Genomic DNA, 17,563 nt, shown 5'->3' with positions numbered 1-17,563 from the left:
AACGGACTAATTTGCCACGAATCCGGATGCTTCCGTTGGTCGCCCCTATTGAATGGATGGCGCAGACCTCAATAAGCCAATAGTTGCTTAGTGTTGGATAGACGCACCCATGGCTCTCGCTTGGGCATTGATTTCGCGCTTCCTCGCCCTCTCATTGTCATTCATCGTGATTAATAGTTCCATCACATGCTGCCTGGTGGCAGGGGAGGCGGGATTCTCTTGCTTGATTAAGTCGGCGACTTCTTGGAAGGCGGGCAAAGCGACGTCAATTTGCCAATCGATGTATTCTCCTACAAGCTTCGAGAAGTGCCGAGACTTTGGCGTATCTGGAACGCTAACAAGTTCGAATTCTTTTCTTACTTGCAGGATATCTTGTTTTCCTTTGGCTAGTGCTTGATCAAGCTCGGCGAGATCGATTTTCTGGCCCTGGAACCAAGGTTGGGTTACGACCCCAGTTCGCTCGCCTGATTTGGTTAGGCCTTGCGAGATGCGCAAGAGCCTCTTGGCATGGGTAAGTTCCTCTGACTGTGGTTGGCAGCCAGGAACCACCCATGCGAGAAGTACCAGAAGAAGTAGACGAAATACAAAATCGTGACGCAATGAAGTCATCCTGCGGCTTTGCTTCGGCGAACTACTTGGCGAGGCAAGCACCTCGTATTCAAGGCAATTTTCGTTGAACTAAATCACCTGCAGTTCATCCGGGGGCGTCTCGTTGTAATGTTCGACGGTGATGGTCGAACTGATACCGCCACGCGGGGTGAATTCAGCGCGAACTTGCATCCAGCGGGGCTGCATGGCGGCGACGAGGTCGTTTAGGATTTCGTTGGTTACGTTTTCGTAGAAGATCCCCTGATTGCGGAAGGCCTGCATGTACATCTTCAGGCTTTTCAGTTCCACGCAAAGCGATTCCGGGATGTACGAAATGGTGATGGTGCCGAAATCGGGTTGGCCGGTCTTGGGGCAAACCGAGGTGAACTCAGGCACGCTAATTTCGATCTCGTAATCTCGCTGCGGGTGTTGGTTCTCGAAGGTTTCAAGAATTGCACGAAAGTCTTCTGGCACGGTCCGAAACTCCTTGCTGGATGGTAAACTGTTATTTTGGGGTGTCCTAGCGCTTATGGCTAGGCCAGACATGGACATCGCTGGGAGGAAAGGGACAGCTGAAATGCGGAAAACCGAGTGGTTTAAGCATCTCGCCTGGCCTGTCCCGAACCTATTTCTGGGCAATTCGGTCTAGGAACCAACTGCCAGATCGATCGTGATTCCTCGCCGTGATCTTGCTTGGCCTTTGGGCGAATCCCCACCGATTGCCTGGTTGCGGCCCTGCTGACGGACTTTCAGAGTGTTCTGCTGTGCGTATTGCTGAAATCTATCCATCTATTCAAGGCGAAGGCCTGCTTACCGGCGAACCGAGCACGTTTGTGCGGGCGAGTGGGTGTAATCTGCGCTGTTGGTTTTGCGATACGCCGCATGCTTCCTGGAACCCGGAAGGGGAAGATCTTTCCGTAGCAGAAATTCTGGGACGTATCGAACTGCTAGACGTTTCCAACGTGGTGCTGACCGGCGGCGAGCCGATGTTGTTCGCGGAACTCATTCCGCTGTGCGAAGGAATTCGGAAGTCCGGGCGGCACATTACGGTGGAAACTGCTGGTACGTTGTATTTGCCGTTGGTTTGCGATTTGATGTCGCTGAGCCCGAAACTCTCTAACTCGACTCCAGATGCGGAAACTTATCCCCGTTGGAGCCGGCGTCACGAACAAACCCGCCAGCAAATGGATGTCGTCCAACGCTTGCTGGACGAGTTTCCCTACCAGCTGAAGTTTGTGATCGATCGGCAGACCGATTGCGATGAAGTGTTGCAATACCTGAGCTTGCTACCCGGCGTGGAACGGGAACGGGTGTTTGTCATGCCGCAAGGGATCGAAGTTTCCCAGTTGGAGGCCATTGGAACTTGGTTAGAGCCATGGGCCAAAACGCATGGCTTAACCGTGTGTCATCGTCGCCAAATTGAATGGTTCGGCAACGTCCGTGGCACTTAAACGTTGGGTTTCGTTCTTTGCGTATCTATTGGGAATCGCTTGGCACGGAGTTATCTGAGAGCCCGTGTGCGGTGATGATCTCGTCTTGAAATCGCTTTTCGAGTCGTTCCTTGCGATGGTTCTTGACGTGTTGATAGATGACGGCTGATTGCAGCCACCAGAACACGGTCACAACATAGGCCAAGCAGGCACCGGTAAATTGGATGCTAAGATAACTGGGCGACATGTAATTCAGCACCAGCCCAGTGGCCAGGGCCAGCAGGGAAACCCCGAGCTTCGAGCGACAGAGAAGCTCCCAACGGTTGACGGTGGCCGAGTCGATTGCAGCTTGAGCGGTTTCGTTGGCTAATTCTCGCAGCTTGCGGATATCGGACGTCTGTTCTGGCGCGAAACGAGAGGGGACAAATTCTTCGTGCGAGATGGGCGTCCTTAGCTCCGGCTCCGGTTCCACTGGCGGTTGGGCGGGAGAAGCTACGGAGCTTGAAGCTTTCTCTTCGGAATGCGGTTCGCTGCCGGCGTGCTTGGCTCGCATTCGCTGCAAGAGACTCTGCATGTACGAATCGATTGCTTCCCGGTCGTCGGCATGGGGGTCATGGTCGGCGAACGTTGGAGGCGAATGCACGGTTTCGTGCGAAGAGCTCACCGGCTCTTCTTCTGGTGTCACCTCGTCCTCGTCAAATTTAAAGTTCGGAAAGCTGCTTAATCCCGTACTCGAATGGGAAGAAGCCGTTTCAGCAGCATCCGGCTCATTTTCTTCTTCGGGGGAATTCTCAGAGGATGATGGGGCAACGTCGTCTTCTTCTTCAACCGTCGTATCCCGCAAGATTCCCATCGAGCGGAGATGTTCCAGTGCCGAGCATTCGTCTTCCTCGGAGGGTGTTGATTCCAATTCGGACGGTTCGGTTTCTGCTGGTTGTTCTTCTCCGAGTTGGCGCCGTAGTTCTGCCGAGGCTAGCTGAGCCTCTTCCAGGCGTTGCTGTAGGTCTTCTTCGGTGGCGATTTGTGAGGAGATCGTTTGTTGTAATTCAACGTTCTGCTCACGTAGTTCGTCTAATTGAACCTGCAAGCGATCGCCCAATTGTGTTTGTTCTTCGAGCTGCGTACGTAGACGATCGATTTCTTCTTGTTGGGCAGGATTGGGCTGCGGAACGGAAGGTGTGGCCGCCAACGTTTGGGCGACTTCGGCCTGCTGTTGACGGGCCGCAGCCAGCTCTTCTTCCAGTTCGCGGATCTTGCCGGTCAGTTCGTCAGCTTGTTGTTGACTCTGTTCCAATTCCGCTTGCGACCAAGCCAACTCGCTTTCGGCTTCTTTCAGCGAATCTCGATTTGCCTGCAGTTCTCGCAGGGCATCATCATAAGCCAAGCGAAGCTCTGCTAAGGTTGCGTCCTCGTGCTCATCTGCGTTGGCCTGCGATGAATCGAGTTGCGAAAGATGGTCGCGCACCGTGCGTAAGTGCGATAAGATTGTCTTGACGCGCGAACGTCCATTGTGGCGAGCTGATTGCCAACGCTTTCGTAGTAAATCGGCACGCGATTGAAGTTCGTTGGCTTGCTCTTTCAGGTGCGTAACGGTCTCTTCCGTTTCACGTAAATCGACTTCCAGCAGACGGCGTTGCGAACGTTCGGCTTCCGTTTCGGCGGCGGTCGAATTCAGTTCGTGACGCACTTCGTTGAGATGGTTTTGTTTGACTTCCAGCTGTTCGCGCAGTTCGTCCTGCAGTTGTTGGTTGCTACGAACCAGCTCGCGTACATGATTAACGACACTGCGGACACGTTGGTTCTTGCGCTTGCGGGTTTCGCTATGTTGTTGACGCAGACCTAGTTCTACTTCCTTAATTGCTTCCGAAGATTGTTCTTCACGCGAAAGAAGGGAATCGACTAGTTGTTGCGTTTCGTCGAGCTTGGCTTGTAAGCTGCTAAAGCTTGTCTTGTGTTGGCGGACAATATCGAGCAGGTTTCGAATCCGTCGATGCGCTCGCCGCCGCTGTTGGCGGTTCGCTCGATCGCGTTCCGCCGTGTTGAGTGTTTCGGTTTGCGGAGCATCACTCGGGATGCCCAAAACTTCAAAACTCAAACTCCCCAGGCTGAGGTGATCGCCGATCCGTAGCCAAGCTTCCGAAATGGTGCTGCCGTTGATGCGCGTATCGCGTGTCCATGATTTAACAATCATGCCACTTTCGCCGCGATATATGACACAGTGCTTGGGCATGATATCCGCGGCAACCAAGCGTAATTGACAATCCACGCCGGAACCGACGAGGCATTTAGGAGAATGAACCCGAATGACCTGCCCGTCTCGTTCGGTACCTTCCACCTTTAAAACCAACGGCGCAGTAGCTTGGCCAAGTAGCTTGGAAGCTTTGTGCTGGGTTGGCGTGGTGTTGTTTTTGACCATGGTTTTATTTCAAGAAGTGGGGGCTTAGGCCGGCCTGAAGTCTTGGAATACAAACAAAATTGCGCAAGAATTTCAGGCAAGTACCTATCTGACTAAGGCATATAGGTCACAGGAGCCCGGTGGTCAAAAACCGAAAAAGAGAGATTTTCAGCCTTAAAAAGAACTAAACGGAGCAGTTTCGATAGGCTTTTTTGTGGAAAATGTCGATCTACCGATTGCGCCGAAAGTGCCCTTTTTCACCCTCTGGAAGTTATTTTTTCATGGGGGGAAGTGTCTCAAGATCAAAATGCGACCGTCGTACGTATCACTAAGAGAGACCACCGTTCTGCTGATAGAACTTCTTAAGGTGATTTCTGGGAACGAGTTAGCCGAATTCCCAGTAGTCAACTTGAAAACGTAAAACGGAGGAAAAAATTTCCAGATACTATTCCTACGGCGTACTATAGTTTCGTTACGTCAATGAGAAGAAGGTTTGCCCGCCACTAAGGGGGGCAAGGTCAAGACTGAGAATCAAAGACTTTGCATTCCATTTTAAATACTAGGCAGGGGCGACACGAATCGCTAAAAATACGACTTTCCTGCTCCTAAGGTGACATCATGGCACGTTCACGAGACGAGTTCATAAGCAAGATAAAGGAGATTCTGCTCCGCCGTCGCGATGCCTTGCGAAAGGCACTCGCGGGAGACTTGAGTCTATTAAAAGAACTTGAGCAGACCTCTGGCGACGTGGTTGACTTCGCGCTCGACTCGGTCCAGGACGAACTAAGTTCGCAATTGGCCGAAGTTGAAAGCCGTGAGTTGGCTAGCATCGACACGGCGCTCGAGCGAATCAAAGAAGGCAAATACGGCGAGTGCGAAGGTTGCAACACGACCATTCCGATCGCACGTCTGCAAGCGCTGCCTTATGCAACGCTTTGCATCAAGTGCCAACGTGAACTGGAAGAACTCGGCCCCGATGGCGTCAGCTGGGCTCAGACAGACGACACCCAGGCCGTCAACTAATGCACAGCCGGCACAATCCGCATACTTTCCACGGGACGAAGTCAAACTCGTCCCGTTTTTCTTTTCTCGGCCCGGCTGCTAGCACGATCTAACTGGTGTGATGGGATTCATGACGAACTCATCCCAAAACTCCCCCGGTTATGGTATTGATGCGATGCGCACTCTCGTAACTCTTACGCTCTTGTTGATCTGCGGTAATATCGCGGTTGCCCAAGACTTGGCCACAACCCAGAAGAATCGGGCTGAGATGCGGCAAGAGATTTTGGCGGAAGCCGACTTGCTGCAACGCGAGCTCAACCATCTGAAACGCGTGGTGAAGTATGTGCGTCCTTCGATTGTCCATATCGAAACGACCACCGCCAATCAATCAGGCTACGCTTCAAGCAATCAAGTCGATGAAGCAGGGGCTGGGGTTATCTTCCAGCATAACAACAGCTATTTCGTGTTGACCAATCGGCACGTGATTAACCAAGCCCCGCTGGAGCGCATCAAGATCTATTTGGAAGATGGACGCGAGATTAAGCCGAAACGCGTCCTGACTGACCGGGATACCGACGTGGCCGTGGTCGAGGTCGAGGCCGATCGACTAATACCAGCGGAAGTAGGTGATAGTTCGCGCGTGGAAGTCGGCGAGAAGGTGTTTGCCGTGGGCAGCCCTTTCGGTTTGAGCCAAACGGTCACCTATGGAATTATCAGTGCCGTCGGTCGCCGGAACTTACAGTTGGGACGACAAGGTTTGAAGCTGCAAAACTTCTTTCAAACCGATGCTGCGATCAATCCTGGCAATAGCGGTGGTCCGCTGATCAATCTACGCGGAGAAGTCATCGGGCTGAACACCGCGATTGCCAGTAACTCAGGCGGAAACGATGGAATCGGCTTTGCCATTCCGATTCATGCCGCGTTGAGCGTCGCTCAGCAGTTGCTAGAGCATGGCCAAGTGGCAAGGGCCTTCTTTGGTGTCCGCATGGATGCCGATTTCGATGCAGTCGCCGCCAGCAAGATTGGTTTGTTCCGGGCCCATGGAGCGAAGGTCAGCGGAATCACGCCTGGCTCACCAGCGGAAGCCGCAATGATTGAAGTAGGAGACGTGATTACCAAGTTCTACGGCCAGGAAGTGGAAGACGACCTACAGCTGATCAACATCGTCAGCCTTTGCCCGCTGGAAGAAGATATCCGCGTCGAAATCTACCGCAACGGCCAGTTCATCGAAAAGACCGTCCGTCTGGCCTCGCGAAAACAGTTCGAGAACTAACCCACGGCATCGTGCGAAGTGACCGGGAAGAAATACGCTCGTTTGCGTAAGCTTGCCTAGCAGACGAAAGCAAGCGAACCAGTCCTGCTCCTGCCTCTGCTAGTTTTTCAGATGGCCATACAGCCACTGGCCGATGTAGACCAGAATGGCCAGGCCCATGAAGATGCCGCCGCTAGTGCAAACGCCTAGCCAGCCGAAGCGGCTCCAAGCCCACACGCCAACCGCCGAGCCAATGGTGCCTCCCAGGAAATAGACAACGATGTAAATCGTGCCGAGGCGGTTTCTGGCTTCCGGGATCAAACTGTAGATTTGAGCCTGGTTGCTGACCTGAATGGCTTGAATGCCCAGGTCCATTACGATCACTCCGAACGAGAGAGCCCACAACGAATAGCCTCCTAGCCCGAAGATGGCGAACGAGACGAACGTGAGCAACATCGAGGTGGCAAGAATCCGCTGGGCGCCGTACATGTCGGCCAGCTTGCCCACTGGTCCGGCGATCAATGCTCCGACCACCCCGAGCAGACCCAGCATGCCGACTACATCGCTACCTTGTTCCAGGGGTGGTCGTTCGAGATGGAAGGCCAGCGTGATCCAAAAGGCATTGAACGAAGCAAACGCCGCCGCACCATAAGCACACGATAATCGCAATACCGGCTGGGTGCGAAGCAAGTTGACCATCGACCAAAGTAACCGCGGATACGACATCTGCGACTGGGGAACCGAGTTGGGTAACTTCACCCACAGCAGAAAGAACAGCACGGTCAACACCGATGCCCCGACATAATAAACCGGTCGCCAGCCCCAAGCCGAGCCTATCATACCGCTGACGGTTCGCGATAAAAGAAGCCCGGTCAAAAGCCCGCCGAACACCGTGCCGACCACTTGGCCTCGCTTCGCCGGATGGGCCAGGCTGGCCGCCAAGGAGATCGTCATGTGGGTGCCGAACGTCGACAAGCCCAACGCAAAACAGGCCAGCGAGAACCAGACAATCCCATCAGAAAACGAAACCGCCAACAGAGCAATGACGGAGGCTGCCACCGAGGCCAGGATGAACGGACGCCGATTATAGACATCGCCCAAGGGAAGCAAGAATAACATGCCGATTGTTTGGGCCAGCATACCGAACGAGGCCGCTCCGCCCACTTGAGCTTCGGAGAGACCCAGGTCTTCCGCAATCACCGCTAACAAAGGTTGCGCATAATAGAGATTGCCCACCACCAAGCCGACGGTCGCGGCGCATAGAATCGTTAGCGGAAGGCTTATGCCCGCTTCGTCTTCAGTAGGATTAGGACGAACTTGCTCGAATTCAACGGCTTGCGTCGTCGAATGTTCTGACATATTGAGGGCCTGCTTCTCTCTTGATTCTAAGTGCGGCTTCCAGCACGAACCGTGCAAGAAACCATCTTAATTAGCAAAGCATATCGTCGTCAGACACCACAACCCACCCTGTGGTTCGACTTCGGATAACCGCCTGAATAGCAGGGGGTGGAGGCTGGTGATAATAAAAAATCTTTGCGCAGAATCCTGCTTGCCAAGGCCGGTTGGCCTGGCAATCGCGTGGGGTAACTTATTTTGATGTAAGAACCATGCCAGTGGTTACGAGCTGGGCGAAGAATTGGAAGGGGCGGTGTTCGTCGCGGCGTAGCGATATTGAAGCCAGAGCAGCACAAAGCCGAGGATCGGAATTCCGATGTCGGTATAGAAGATGATGCCGGCATTGCCTGGGGCAAAGTTGTGCGACTCGACCATCTGCACTACGTGCCCAGCAGCTGCCCCCAGGAGAAAACAAGCTGGCCCAACGATTGCCAACAGTCGCATGCCCAGACTGCCACGAAACGCCAGAAAGCCAACCACCGCATATCCCAAACTGGCCGTACCGACTTCTGTTTGAAAAGGGCTGGGCTGCCAGCCGATGAACCGAGCACTCATCTCACCGAAGAAGACGTGCATGACGAAGTTGTAAAAGAACGACACTCCAATCGAGAAGAAGAGAAACCAACGCAAAAACAGCTCTACCACAACAGCACCGGGCCAAGGACGAGGGCGAAACGCCAATGCAGCAAGCGAGACCAGCAAGCCAATAACTAGGCAGGTCAGCGTAAAGTTGCTGAGCACAAACCGAATAACCGCCGCCATGGCTTATTCCTGTGTGGATGTATCGTTGAAATGACGTTTCAATAACGAGGAACTTCTAATCCGTTTCGGTCGCGGGGGCTTGGCCTTGAGAGCAAAATTTGTGATGGAGATGTCGTTTCTGCCGTTTCGCAAAACGCGGGTAAATTAGCTCGAAAAGCGTTGCCGATACAAGCAAGCCACCGAACACGAACAGGGCCTTGGGATCGGTTTGGTAGGTATTCAGGAGCAAGGCCGCGAGTGCTGCCAGGCAAGCGATAGCGGCCAAGGCCACGATCCAGCGATTGGCTTGGGTTTCGTTGGCTAGGCGAAAGGCCGCCATGTTGACAAAAGCAAAGATCACCAAGAACCCGGCGCTGCCGAGAATGGCGATTGCTTGTAGGTCGATCAGGTTGACGAGCAATAGAGAGAGACCCGAGGTAAGCAGCACGCCGGCGACGGGACGATTCCACACGCGATTCTCTAATAACTTCGGCAGATCGCCATCTTTTGCTAACGAGAAACCAAGCCGTGCGTTGCCATAGATCGTCGCATTAATGGCAGAGAACGTTGCCAACAAGGCGGAAATGGAAACGAGGACAAAACCGGTGTTCCCCAACGACGGTTTGGCTGCTGCGGCCAAGGCATAATCTTTGGCTTGGGCGATTTTGTCAGGGCTGACCGAGCCTACCGTGACAATCGAAACCAAGACATAAAGCAGCACCACGAAGGCGACACAGCCGAGGTAAGCACGGGGCAAAGTTTGGGTAGGATTCTTCACATCTTCGGCCGCGTTGGCGATAAGTTCAAACCCTTCGTACGCGACGAAGATTACCATTCCACCCATGACCAGCGAAAGGGGATCGGCCCAGGTCGAAGGTTGAAGTCGTTCTGGATCGATATGTGTCACCCCAGCCGCAATCACCAAGGCCAACAGCGAAAGCTTGATCACTACGACAATCGTCTCTGACTTACTGATGATATCGGAGTTCAATAAGTTGATCGCTGCGGGTGCTAAAATGGCAACACTTGCCAAAATGTGCTTTAGCAGTGGCGAGGCGTCACTGAAAAACGTTGCCGCATACGATCCAAACGCTGCCGCGTACAAGGCGATCGTTACCAGGTAGCTCAACCACAACGTTGTGTTGAGCGTACCGGTAAGCAAGTTCACGCCGAACGCTCGGTCGAGAAAAACGAGCGTGCCACCGGCCGAAGGAAACGTGACCGACAGCCGCGCATAGGAATACGAGGTCAACAAAGCAATCGCCCCAGCCAACAGAAAAGCCACCGGCGTGCCACCTCCGGCCAAGGCGACGGCGGTACCCAAGACGGCGAAGATTCCTCCGCCGACCATGCCACCGATACCAATTGCCGCCGCGCCAAGCACACCAATTTTTGGGCTTGGCGGGCTGCGGTCGGCTGATTTCGGGCTGGAGGATGTCATGCGATGCTGCGGCAAAATTGGCAGTTGAGGGTTACGACGCCGTTTCTTTTGCTGCCAAAATAATCCCGCGCAGGATGCAGTCTTTCACGCTGGCCGAGTCGACGCTGGCCATGACTTCCATGTTCTTCGTCCACGTTCTCACAGTGCGTTGATCGAAGATGGTTGCCCCCAGGGTCAAATCACCTTGTGTTTCGACATCGCCGGCGAGGGCCACGGCCTCGAAAAGTTCTGGCTGCAGCAATGCCACCAGTGCCACGGCATCGTTCAGCAAGATTCCTTCCTGTGCCAAGTGGCGTCGGTGCGAGCGAAAGGAGAAAGGGAGAATGTGATTCAAAATATGTGTCGCACGCGATTCCGCTTTCGGAATGTGATCGAGCAGGTCGATGCTAAACGTGACCTGGCTGGTAATGTCGATCGGAACGAGCGTCTTGGTGGTCTTCGAGTGGAAGACCCGGCGGGCGCTCTCGGCATCGAAGTGACAATTGAATTCGGCACACGGTGTCACGTTGCCGACCCCATTCAGCGAACCTCCCATCATGACAATTTGTCCGACTTGCGAGGCGAAGGTTGGATCGCGTTGAAGGCAGTTGGCGATGTTGGTGAAAGGACCGAGGCAGAGCAGGGTGATCTCTTCGGGAAACTCACGTACCTTGTCGCTAATGAGCTTTTCCGCCGGATGGGTCTGGTGAAGCTTAGCGGCGGCCAGGTTCAACTCGGCTAGACCATCGCTGCCATGCAGGAAGGTGGAGTCGACAGGGGGAGCCGACCGTGGCCCAGGCCCCATCCCAATGCGAGGACGACGTGGTGGATCGAGAAACTCGATCAGAGCCTGCAAATTGGTGTAAGCCTGTTCGGCATTCACGTTGCCGGCCGTTGAAGTGACTGCGACCACGTCCAAGCGTGGATCGAATAAGGCGATCATGAGCGCAATTGCGTCATCGATCCCCGGGTCACAGTCGATGATGACCTTCCGTGACATAGGAGACGGGACCTCCTGCCTTCCTGAATTTAAGGATCGAAACGAAGCGACCGAGCTAACTTCTCAATTGTTTCAGCCCTGCTGCCAAGGCGATTTAACGAGAAGATAACATGCTGTCAGCTAAATTGTATCAGAATCCTCGCGGCCGTGTCAGAGAGATCGTGGCTAGGACCGTGGGGCAAAGGGGACTAAAATGCCGGTTTGTTTCAGGTTGGTTCCCATCACGCGGGGAGATGTCGGTTGTCCCATTTAGAAGTCATTGCCAAAGTTCAAGCCGGAAACGACCTCTCACTCGCAGAAATGTCCCAGGCAATTAGCCAGATGATGGATGGGACATGGGCGGATGATGATATTGCCGCGTTGTTGTTGGCCCTGAACCAAAAGGGGCCTGTTGTCGACGAGATCGCTGGTGCGGCAACTGCGATGCGGAACCACATGATACAGATTAACGCTCCCGGCGAGCGGTTTATCGATACATGCGGAACAGGGGGAGACCAAAGCGGAACCTTCAATATCAGCACCGCGACGGCCATCGTCATTGCAGCGGCTGGGGTAACCGTCGCCAAGCATGGCAACCGCAGCGTGACTAGCAAGTCGGGCAGCGCCGATGTGCTGGCCCGCTTGGGGGTCAATATCGAAGCGGATGCCACAACGATTGAGAAGTCGTTGGAAGAAGTGGGGATCTGCTTCTGTTTTGCCCCCTTAATGCATGGTTCGATGAAGCATGTTGCTCCTGTGCGAAAAAAACTGGGGGTTCCGACGATTTTTAATCTCTTGGGCCCGCTTTGCAATCCAGCCAATGCCCCTTATCAGCTATTGGGTGTGGGCCAGCCGAAATATCGCGAGCTATTGGCCAGTGCCCTGCAAAAGTTAGGAACCACGCGAGCCGTGTTTGTGACTGGTCGTGATGGGATGGATGAAGTGACATTGAGTGACGCGACCGATGTGATTGTCGCCTCGGAAGACGGGCTCGTGCCCTTTGTCTGGCAGCCAGAAGAATTCGGGCTCGAGCGACAGGGCAAAGAAGATATGCTCGTCGACGGACCGGAAGAAAGTGCTGCCATGATTCGGGGAATCCTGTCAGGCAACCGCGGAGCTGCCCGCGATATTGTGGTGATCAATGCGGCAGCCGCTCTTTGGACGATTGGTGAGAGCGACTCCCTCAGCGAGTGTGCCCGCCTGGCTCAGAATGCGATCGACAGTGGGGCCGCCACAGAAAAGCTGGCGAAGCTGGCCGAGGTTAGTCATTCGTGAAACGGACCGGTACGACACTGTTAATTTTAATTCTGGCGGTTTGCTCGGCGCATGCGATGGTGCATGTGCTAGAGGGCTCGCTGCCTTGTGTCGAGCAATCGATTGCCGCTCAGTACGACGTCAATCAAGAGACCACCGGCTGGCTACAAACGATGTGGCGTTTCCCTTGGGGTGTCGGGGCGTTGCTGGCCGGATGGTTAGTCGACCGGGTGGGGGCTAAACGAATGTTAGCCCTCTATTTATTAGGAGCTGGCGGTGCGTGTATCGCCGCAGCCACTCTGCCGGGGCTCGACCTGTTGTTTGTCTCAATGTTCGTGATGGGCATCATGGCCAGTATTTATCACCCCGCTGGTCTGGCGTTGTTGTCGCATGAAATGACTCCAGATACGTTGCCGAAAACGCTCGGTTGGCATGGTGTGTTCGGTTCGCTGGGCATCGGCGGCGTGCCCTTGCTGGCCGCTGGGGTTTTAGCACTGACCCACTCGTGGCAAGCATTTTATCTTGTGCTGGCGGTGATGTCGATTTCGCTTGGGCTGGTATTTGTTTACCTGACCCGGCAGTCGCCAGAACGGGTTTTCCTCCGCGTTGGTCGAGCCCATGCCGAAGACCGAGGAGATTGGATCAGCTTTGGGATCTTGCTGGTCATGTCTAGCTGCATTGGCCTGTCTTATCACGGCGTGACGAGTTTCTTGCCTCGATTCCTCTCCGACGCCTCGGTGCTGGGTTGGCAAATGGACAGCGAGATTGGGGGCAATGTCGGCGCGGCGAGTGCGCTTATTTTGGGGTGTTTTGGCCAATTCCTGGCCGGCCACTTTGCTCGGCCTAAGCGGTTAGAGTGGCAATTGATGCTTATTTGTGCCGGTACGATTCCTTTTTTGATAGGAATGAGTTTCGCTTCGCCAGAGTGGAAATGGTGGTTCGTAGCGGCGTGGGCTCCGACGTTCTTTATGCACCAGCCGGTGTTCAATAGCTTGATTGCCAAGTACACGCCCCGCTCGCGCCGCAGTCTTTGTTATGGCGTTTCGTTCGCGGTGGGAAACGGAATCGGAGCGATTTCTGCTGGCTTAGTCGGCGAAAACACAGATTTGCAGTCTGCCTACTTGGGCTTAGCTGGCTGCGCGTTTGCGGCTGCGGTGAGTGGGGGAATTTTGTGGATTCGCGCGCTTCGTACCCCTCCAATCGGGCCGGAAAACGGCTGAGTGGCAAGATTATCGTTTGCTTTCCGCCGCTTGGTTGAGATAATCAACGATTCTGGAGTGGGCTGGCTCCATCCGTGTCTCTGGGGAATACTATTCATACCCTAGCAGAAATCATTGTTTTTCATCCAAGCCAACCGCCCGATTTCTAGAAAGCCGACCCCCGATGGCAATCAAATACCATTATCTTAAAGTTCGCGACGTGAAGGATGTCGTGGTGGCCGAATTCATTCAATCGTCGATTCTGGACGAGACTGCGATTGATCGCGTGGGAAAGGAATTCGAGCAACTTGTCTTGGAAGCCGCGACCTCCAAAAAGTTGTTGTTGAACTTTCACGCAATTGAATACATGTCGTCCGCAATGATCGGTAAGTTGATCTTGCTGAATAAGAACTGCAAGCAGGCCAAAATCAAATTTAAGGTCTGCAATGTGAGCGGCAATATCTTGGAAGTTTTCCAGATCATGAAGATCGGCAAGGTGATCGAGATTCACAAAGACGAAAAGTCCGCGATCGATACCTTTAGCGGTCCGTCGATTTCTCGTTGGCTGGGATTGGGCTAAGCTCCCTAGCGATAATCAATAACAACGGCGCCTAACTTATTTTACTAAAATAGGTTAGGCGTTTTTCTTTTGTTGCCTCCCTTTTTTCTGAGGAGGGGGTGGCTAGTCTTTCTGGGGCTGGCTGAAGGGGGCCTATTCGGCTGGATTGCCTCGATTCAACGCTTCGAAATAAGCGCTTTCGTGCTAGCATTGCTAGGTCGATGGTTCGCTCTTAGCGCCGACAAGGCGTTTGCGTAAGATTCCCCAACCTCCACCCGGTCTCAACTGAAAACATAAAAGGTGGCTGCGCGCCGTTTTGCGTTGCGTGGCGAACTAGGCGAATGCGGCCCCACAATACCGAAACGACGGAAGAAAAATCGCTCCTTTCCAAGCCGTTGGCCTACGGCACGCGGCTGATCGTGCGTTATCCGATCTTGGTGCTGCTGATTGCGTTTACGGCGGCCGGGGCGTCGGTCTTCTATGCAGCGAATCATTTGGGATTCAAAACAAGCCGACTTGATTTGATCAACCAGCACAGCCACTTCAATCAATTGTGGCGTGAGTACCTTGATCAATTCGGCGCGGACGATGACGTGGTTGTCATTATCGAAGGATCAGGGCGAGAAGAGATCGTTCCGGCAATGGAAGATCTCTATACCCAACTAACCGCCGAAGATCAGTCATTCTACGCCGTGCTGCATGAACGTGGCTTGAGCAAGGTTCGCGAGAAAGGGCTGCATTTTCTGCCTGAGTCCAACTTGGTGAAGATCGATCAGCAACTGCAACGACTGCGCCCGGTCATGCAGGGGCAATGGGATTCGATCGGCGTCGGCCAGATGGCCTACAACTTGAATCAGCAAATGCTGTTCGCTCAGCGTCAGCCGGAAGCCCCTCAGTTGCAAATGATGGCCGCCCAGAGTCGCGAGCAGCTCGATCGACTGGCCAGCAATTTGTTAGCCGCCATGGGGCAGGGCGAACCGCAAGGCTCGGTCCTGGTTCCGCCAAGCGACGCTTTGAGTGCGATGAGTCAGATTGACTCGGATTATTTTCTGGCCAACGACGGTCAATTGGGCCTGATTTTACTGCGGTTAGTGAAGAACGAGGAAGAATTCGCCCAGGGCAAAGAGGCCATCGCTGAGCTGCGCCGGATCCTCGATCGTTTTCAGGCAGAATATCCAGGGCTCAAGTTTGGGCTCACTGGGTTGCCGGTCATGGAAAACGACGAGATGGAACGAAGTCAGATCGACATGACCAAGGCCAGCGGTATCAGTCTCGTCGGCGTGGCGTTTCTGTTCATGGCCGCGTTTGGTGGGCTGCGGCATCCTTTATTGGCTGTGGTCGCCTTGTTGGTCGGCATCGCGTTATCGGTTGGGTTCACCACGATCTTTGTGGGGCATCTCAATATCCTGAGCGTTTCCTTTGGGGTCATTTTAATCGGCCTGGGGATCGACTTTGGCGTGCATTATGTGGCCCGCTATTTGAAAGAAGCTGAGGACCGGGGCACAGACGATTCGTTAGTGCAGACCGCACGTGATATTGGTCCTGGCATTGTGACCGGGGGGCTGACGACTGCGGTGGCGTTCTTCACCGCCTCGTTGACCGACTTTACCGGAGTGGCCGAGCTCGGAATCATCGCCGGAGGAGGTTTGCTAGTCTGTTTACTGGCATCCATGACCGTGCTGCCTGCTTCGATCCACTTGGCCGACCGGCACCGCAACCGATACCAGTTGCCTAAGCCGCTGCATCTCGATTGGTGGATTTTGCCGCTATTGAAAACACCCAGAGTAACGTTATTTGTGGCGTTGTTGGGCGTGGGACTGTTAGCAATCGGAACCCCCAAGCTGCGCTACGATCACAACCTGTTGAACCTACAGCCGAAAGGGCTCGATAGTGTGCGGTGGGAAGAGAAGCTGCTCAACGACACGGACCGAAGTGTCTGGTTTGCCCTCTCGATTGCCGAAGATCGCGAGACTTTATTAGAACGGAAAAAGAAGTTTGAAGCTTTATCGACGGTTAACCGTGTCGAGGAAATTGCTTCGCTGATGCCAGACAGTCCTCCGGAGAAGCTGGCGATTATTCGTGATTTGAACAATCGACTGGCCAAATTGCCCGAAAACGCCCCGACGCTCAGTATTCCGCCGGCAGCCCATTTAGGTCAGGTCTTGGCAGACTCACAGCGGCTTTTGCCCACCAACGACCCTGCTGCTCAGCATACGTACCGGCGACTGGCTCAGATTCGCGAATTATTGCGTGGCATGCCAGAACCACGTTACAACGCGATCATTTCCCAGTTTCAGCAGCGTTCGGCAGGCGAGCTCCTTCAATGGCTTCACTCGTTGGCGGCGATCTCGAACCCTGCTCCTCCGACAGCTGAGGATTTGCCGGAAGCTTTGGTAACGCGTTTTGTGGGGAAAGATAATCAATTACTGCTGCGGATTTATCCCAATGCCAGTATTTGGGACATGGATGCTTTGGCAGGGTTTGTTCGCCATGTCGAATCGGTCGATCCGAAGGTTACCGGCCAGCCGCTGCAGACATTTCATGCCTCGCGCCAGATGCAGCTAAGTTACATCCACGCGGCACTTTATTCGCTGATTGCCGTGATGATAATTCTACTGATCGATTTCCGCAGCTTAACGCACACGCTTATGGCATTAGCCCCGGTTGGTTTAGGTATGTTAATGCTGTTCGGGATTCAGGGGTTCGCTGATATCCCTTTGAACCCTGCGAACATGATTGTGCTGCCGCTGATCTTGGGGATTGGGATCGACGATGGAGTTCACGTGGTCCACGATTTCCGCCGGCAAGGACGTGGCTACTCGCTAACAGCTTCGACTGCCACCGGCGTGATCATTACCTCGCTGACGACCATGATTGGTTTCGGAGCGTTGATGCTAGCCGATCACCGGGGCCTAGCCAGCTTAGGACGCGTGCTGACGATCGGCGTGGCTTGCTGCCTGTTTACTTCGTTGGTCGTGTTGCCTTGTCTGTTGACGTTGTTGTCTGGCTTCCGTCGCCGGACGACCGATACCGAGAACGAACCTGCCCCAGTCCGGGAACGGCCTCGTGGGCGCAAGTTGGCAGCACTGCCGGATGACCCGGGGGCTCACCCCCATAAAGAACCGGTCTCTGAGCCACGCGAAGTGCGCGACTTGTTTCCGCATCACCCGTCCGATCGGTAACTCTTTTTTTAGACAAGAGTTACGTTATGCCTCTGAGTTGGTCGGATCGCTTCCCCAGCGGGCTTCATTAGGGCTTTCGTTGCGGCCCTAAATCGGTATACTGAATAGATTGTGCTCCAAAATCCGGCGCGGACTTTCCAGTCCGCCCTCCATATTCCGTATTTTCT

At 54.1% G+C, this 17,563-nt stretch carries 14 protein-coding genes; 7 read left to right on the top strand and 7 right to left on the bottom strand.

The annotated features are described in order from the left end of the window. Positions 1-87: 87 nt before the first annotated feature. A complete protein-coding gene (locus DTL42_RS12520; RefSeq protein WP_114369062.1) occupies positions 88-609 on the bottom strand; it encodes a hypothetical protein in 522 nt (173 codons plus the stop codon). Positions 610-678: 69 nt separating this feature from the next. Beyond that, complete coding sequence (gene queF / locus DTL42_RS12515) at positions 679-1,062, bottom strand: preQ(1) synthase (RefSeq protein ID WP_234824186.1); 384 nt, start codon at positions 1,060-1,062, stop codon at positions 679-681. A gap of 290 nt (positions 1,063-1,352) precedes the next feature. Between queF and DTL42_RS12510 the strand changes: the two genes are divergently transcribed. Next, positions 1,353-2,039: a 7-carboxy-7-deazaguanine synthase QueE gene (locus tag DTL42_RS12510; RefSeq protein WP_114369220.1), complete on the top strand. Its 687-nt coding sequence runs from the start codon at positions 1,353-1,355 to the stop codon at positions 2,037-2,039. Positions 2,040-2,064: 25 nt separating this feature from the next. Here DTL42_RS12510 and DTL42_RS12505 read toward each other — a convergent pair whose 3' ends face one another. After that, positions 2,065-4,434 (bottom strand): FHA domain-containing protein, encoded by a 2,370-nt coding sequence (locus tag DTL42_RS12505; RefSeq protein ID WP_114369060.1) that lies wholly within the window; start codon positions 4,432-4,434, stop codon positions 2,065-2,067. 597 nt (positions 4,435-5,031) lie between these two features. Between DTL42_RS12505 and DTL42_RS12495 the strand changes: the two genes are divergently transcribed. Further along, the gene (locus DTL42_RS12495) at positions 5,032-5,436 is read left to right on the top strand and encodes a TraR/DksA family transcriptional regulator (RefSeq protein WP_105329373.1); all 405 of its coding nucleotides are present in this window, start codon (positions 5,032-5,034) and stop codon (positions 5,434-5,436) included. A 154-nt stretch (positions 5,437-5,590) separates the two neighbouring features. Then, entirely contained in the window at positions 5,591-6,688 is a 1,098-nt protein-coding gene (locus DTL42_RS12490; protein WP_114369219.1) for a S1C family serine protease, read from the top strand. Between the two features lie 99 nt (positions 6,689-6,787). On the opposite strand, the gene DTL42_RS12485 is transcribed toward DTL42_RS12490, so the two are convergent. From DTL42_RS12485 to DTL42_RS12470, 4 genes are all read right to left on the bottom strand, one after another. Next, entirely contained in the window at positions 6,788-8,026 is a 1,239-nt protein-coding gene (locus DTL42_RS12485) for an MFS transporter (RefSeq protein ID WP_114369058.1), read from the bottom strand. A gap of 258 nt (positions 8,027-8,284) precedes the next feature. Next, positions 8,285-8,824: a DUF6790 family protein gene (locus DTL42_RS12480; protein ID WP_114369057.1), complete on the bottom strand. Its 540-nt coding sequence runs from the start codon at positions 8,822-8,824 to the stop codon at positions 8,285-8,287. 55 nt (positions 8,825-8,879) lie between these two features. Continuing rightward, on the bottom strand, positions 8,880-10,244 hold the full coding sequence (locus DTL42_RS12475) for an APC family permease (protein ID WP_114369056.1): 1,365 nt from the start codon (positions 10,242-10,244) through the stop codon (positions 8,880-8,882). A 31-nt stretch (positions 10,245-10,275) separates the two neighbouring features. Then, the gene (locus DTL42_RS12470) at positions 10,276-11,223 is read right to left on the bottom strand and encodes a nucleoside hydrolase (RefSeq protein WP_114369055.1); all 948 of its coding nucleotides are present in this window, start codon (positions 11,221-11,223) and stop codon (positions 10,276-10,278) included. Between the two features lie 240 nt (positions 11,224-11,463). Between DTL42_RS12470 and trpD the strand changes: the two genes are divergently transcribed. From trpD to DTL42_RS12450, 4 genes are all read left to right on the top strand, one after another. Further along, positions 11,464-12,477, top strand: a complete 1,014-nt coding sequence (gene trpD / locus DTL42_RS12465) for an anthranilate phosphoribosyltransferase (protein WP_114369054.1) — start codon at positions 11,464-11,466, stop codon at positions 12,475-12,477. Next, positions 12,474-13,676 carry an MFS transporter gene (locus tag DTL42_RS12460; RefSeq protein WP_114369053.1) on the top strand — a complete coding sequence of 401 codons (1,203 nt, stop codon included), beginning with the start codon at positions 12,474-12,476 and terminating at the stop codon, positions 13,674-13,676. The genes trpD and DTL42_RS12460 overlap by 4 nt, the downstream gene beginning before the upstream one ends. A 163-nt stretch (positions 13,677-13,839) precedes the next feature. Next, on the top strand, positions 13,840-14,235 hold the full coding sequence (locus DTL42_RS12455; protein ID WP_114369052.1) for an STAS domain-containing protein: 396 nt from the start codon (positions 13,840-13,842) through the stop codon (positions 14,233-14,235). 320 nt (positions 14,236-14,555) lie between these two features. Next, positions 14,556-17,396: an MMPL family transporter gene (locus DTL42_RS12450; RefSeq protein ID WP_114369051.1), complete on the top strand. Its 2,841-nt coding sequence runs from the start codon at positions 14,556-14,558 to the stop codon at positions 17,394-17,396. Positions 17,397-17,563: the final 167 nt, after the last annotated feature.

It is taken from the genome of Bremerella cremea (assembly GCF_003335505.1).
In the GTDB taxonomy this organism is placed as follows: Bacteria; Planctomycetota; Planctomycetia; order Pirellulales; family Pirellulaceae; genus Bremerella; species Bremerella cremea_A.
The sequence above is the reverse complement of the archived record's forward strand: the minus strand, read 5'-3'. Positions and strand labels throughout refer to the sequence as shown.

Bases quoted from the DNA above. Each gene is read 5' to 3' on its own strand.
- DTL42_RS12520 (WP_114369062.1), bottom strand. From the start codon at position 609: ATGACTTCATTGCGTCACGATTTTGTATTTCGTCTACTTCTTCTGGTA.
- DTL42_RS12470 (WP_114369055.1), bottom strand. From the start codon at position 11,223: ATGTCACGGAAGGTCATCATCGACTGTGACCCGGGGATCGATGACGCA.
- DTL42_RS12450 (WP_114369051.1), top strand. From the start codon at position 14,556: ATGCGGCCCCACAATACCGAAACGACGGAAGAAAAATCGCTCCTTTCC.
- DTL42_RS12475 (WP_114369056.1), bottom strand. From the start codon at position 10,244: ATGACATCCTCCAGCCCGAAATCAGCCGACCGCAGCCCGCCAAGCCCA.
- DTL42_RS12495 (WP_105329373.1), top strand. From the start codon at position 5,032: ATGGCACGTTCACGAGACGAGTTCATAAGCAAGATAAAGGAGATTCTG.
- DTL42_RS12485 (WP_114369058.1), bottom strand. From the start codon at position 8,026: ATGTCAGAACATTCGACGACGCAAGCCGTTGAATTCGAGCAAGTTCGT.
- DTL42_RS12480 (WP_114369057.1), bottom strand. From the start codon at position 8,824: ATGGCGGCGGTTATTCGGTTTGTGCTCAGCAACTTTACGCTGACCTGC.
- DTL42_RS12490 (WP_114369219.1), top strand. From the start codon at position 5,591: ATGCGCACTCTCGTAACTCTTACGCTCTTGTTGATCTGCGGTAATATC.
- DTL42_RS12455 (WP_114369052.1), top strand. From the start codon at position 13,840: ATGGCAATCAAATACCATTATCTTAAAGTTCGCGACGTGAAGGATGTC.
- DTL42_RS12505 (WP_114369060.1), bottom strand. From the start codon at position 4,434: ATGGTCAAAAACAACACCACGCCAACCCAGCACAAAGCTTCCAAGCTA.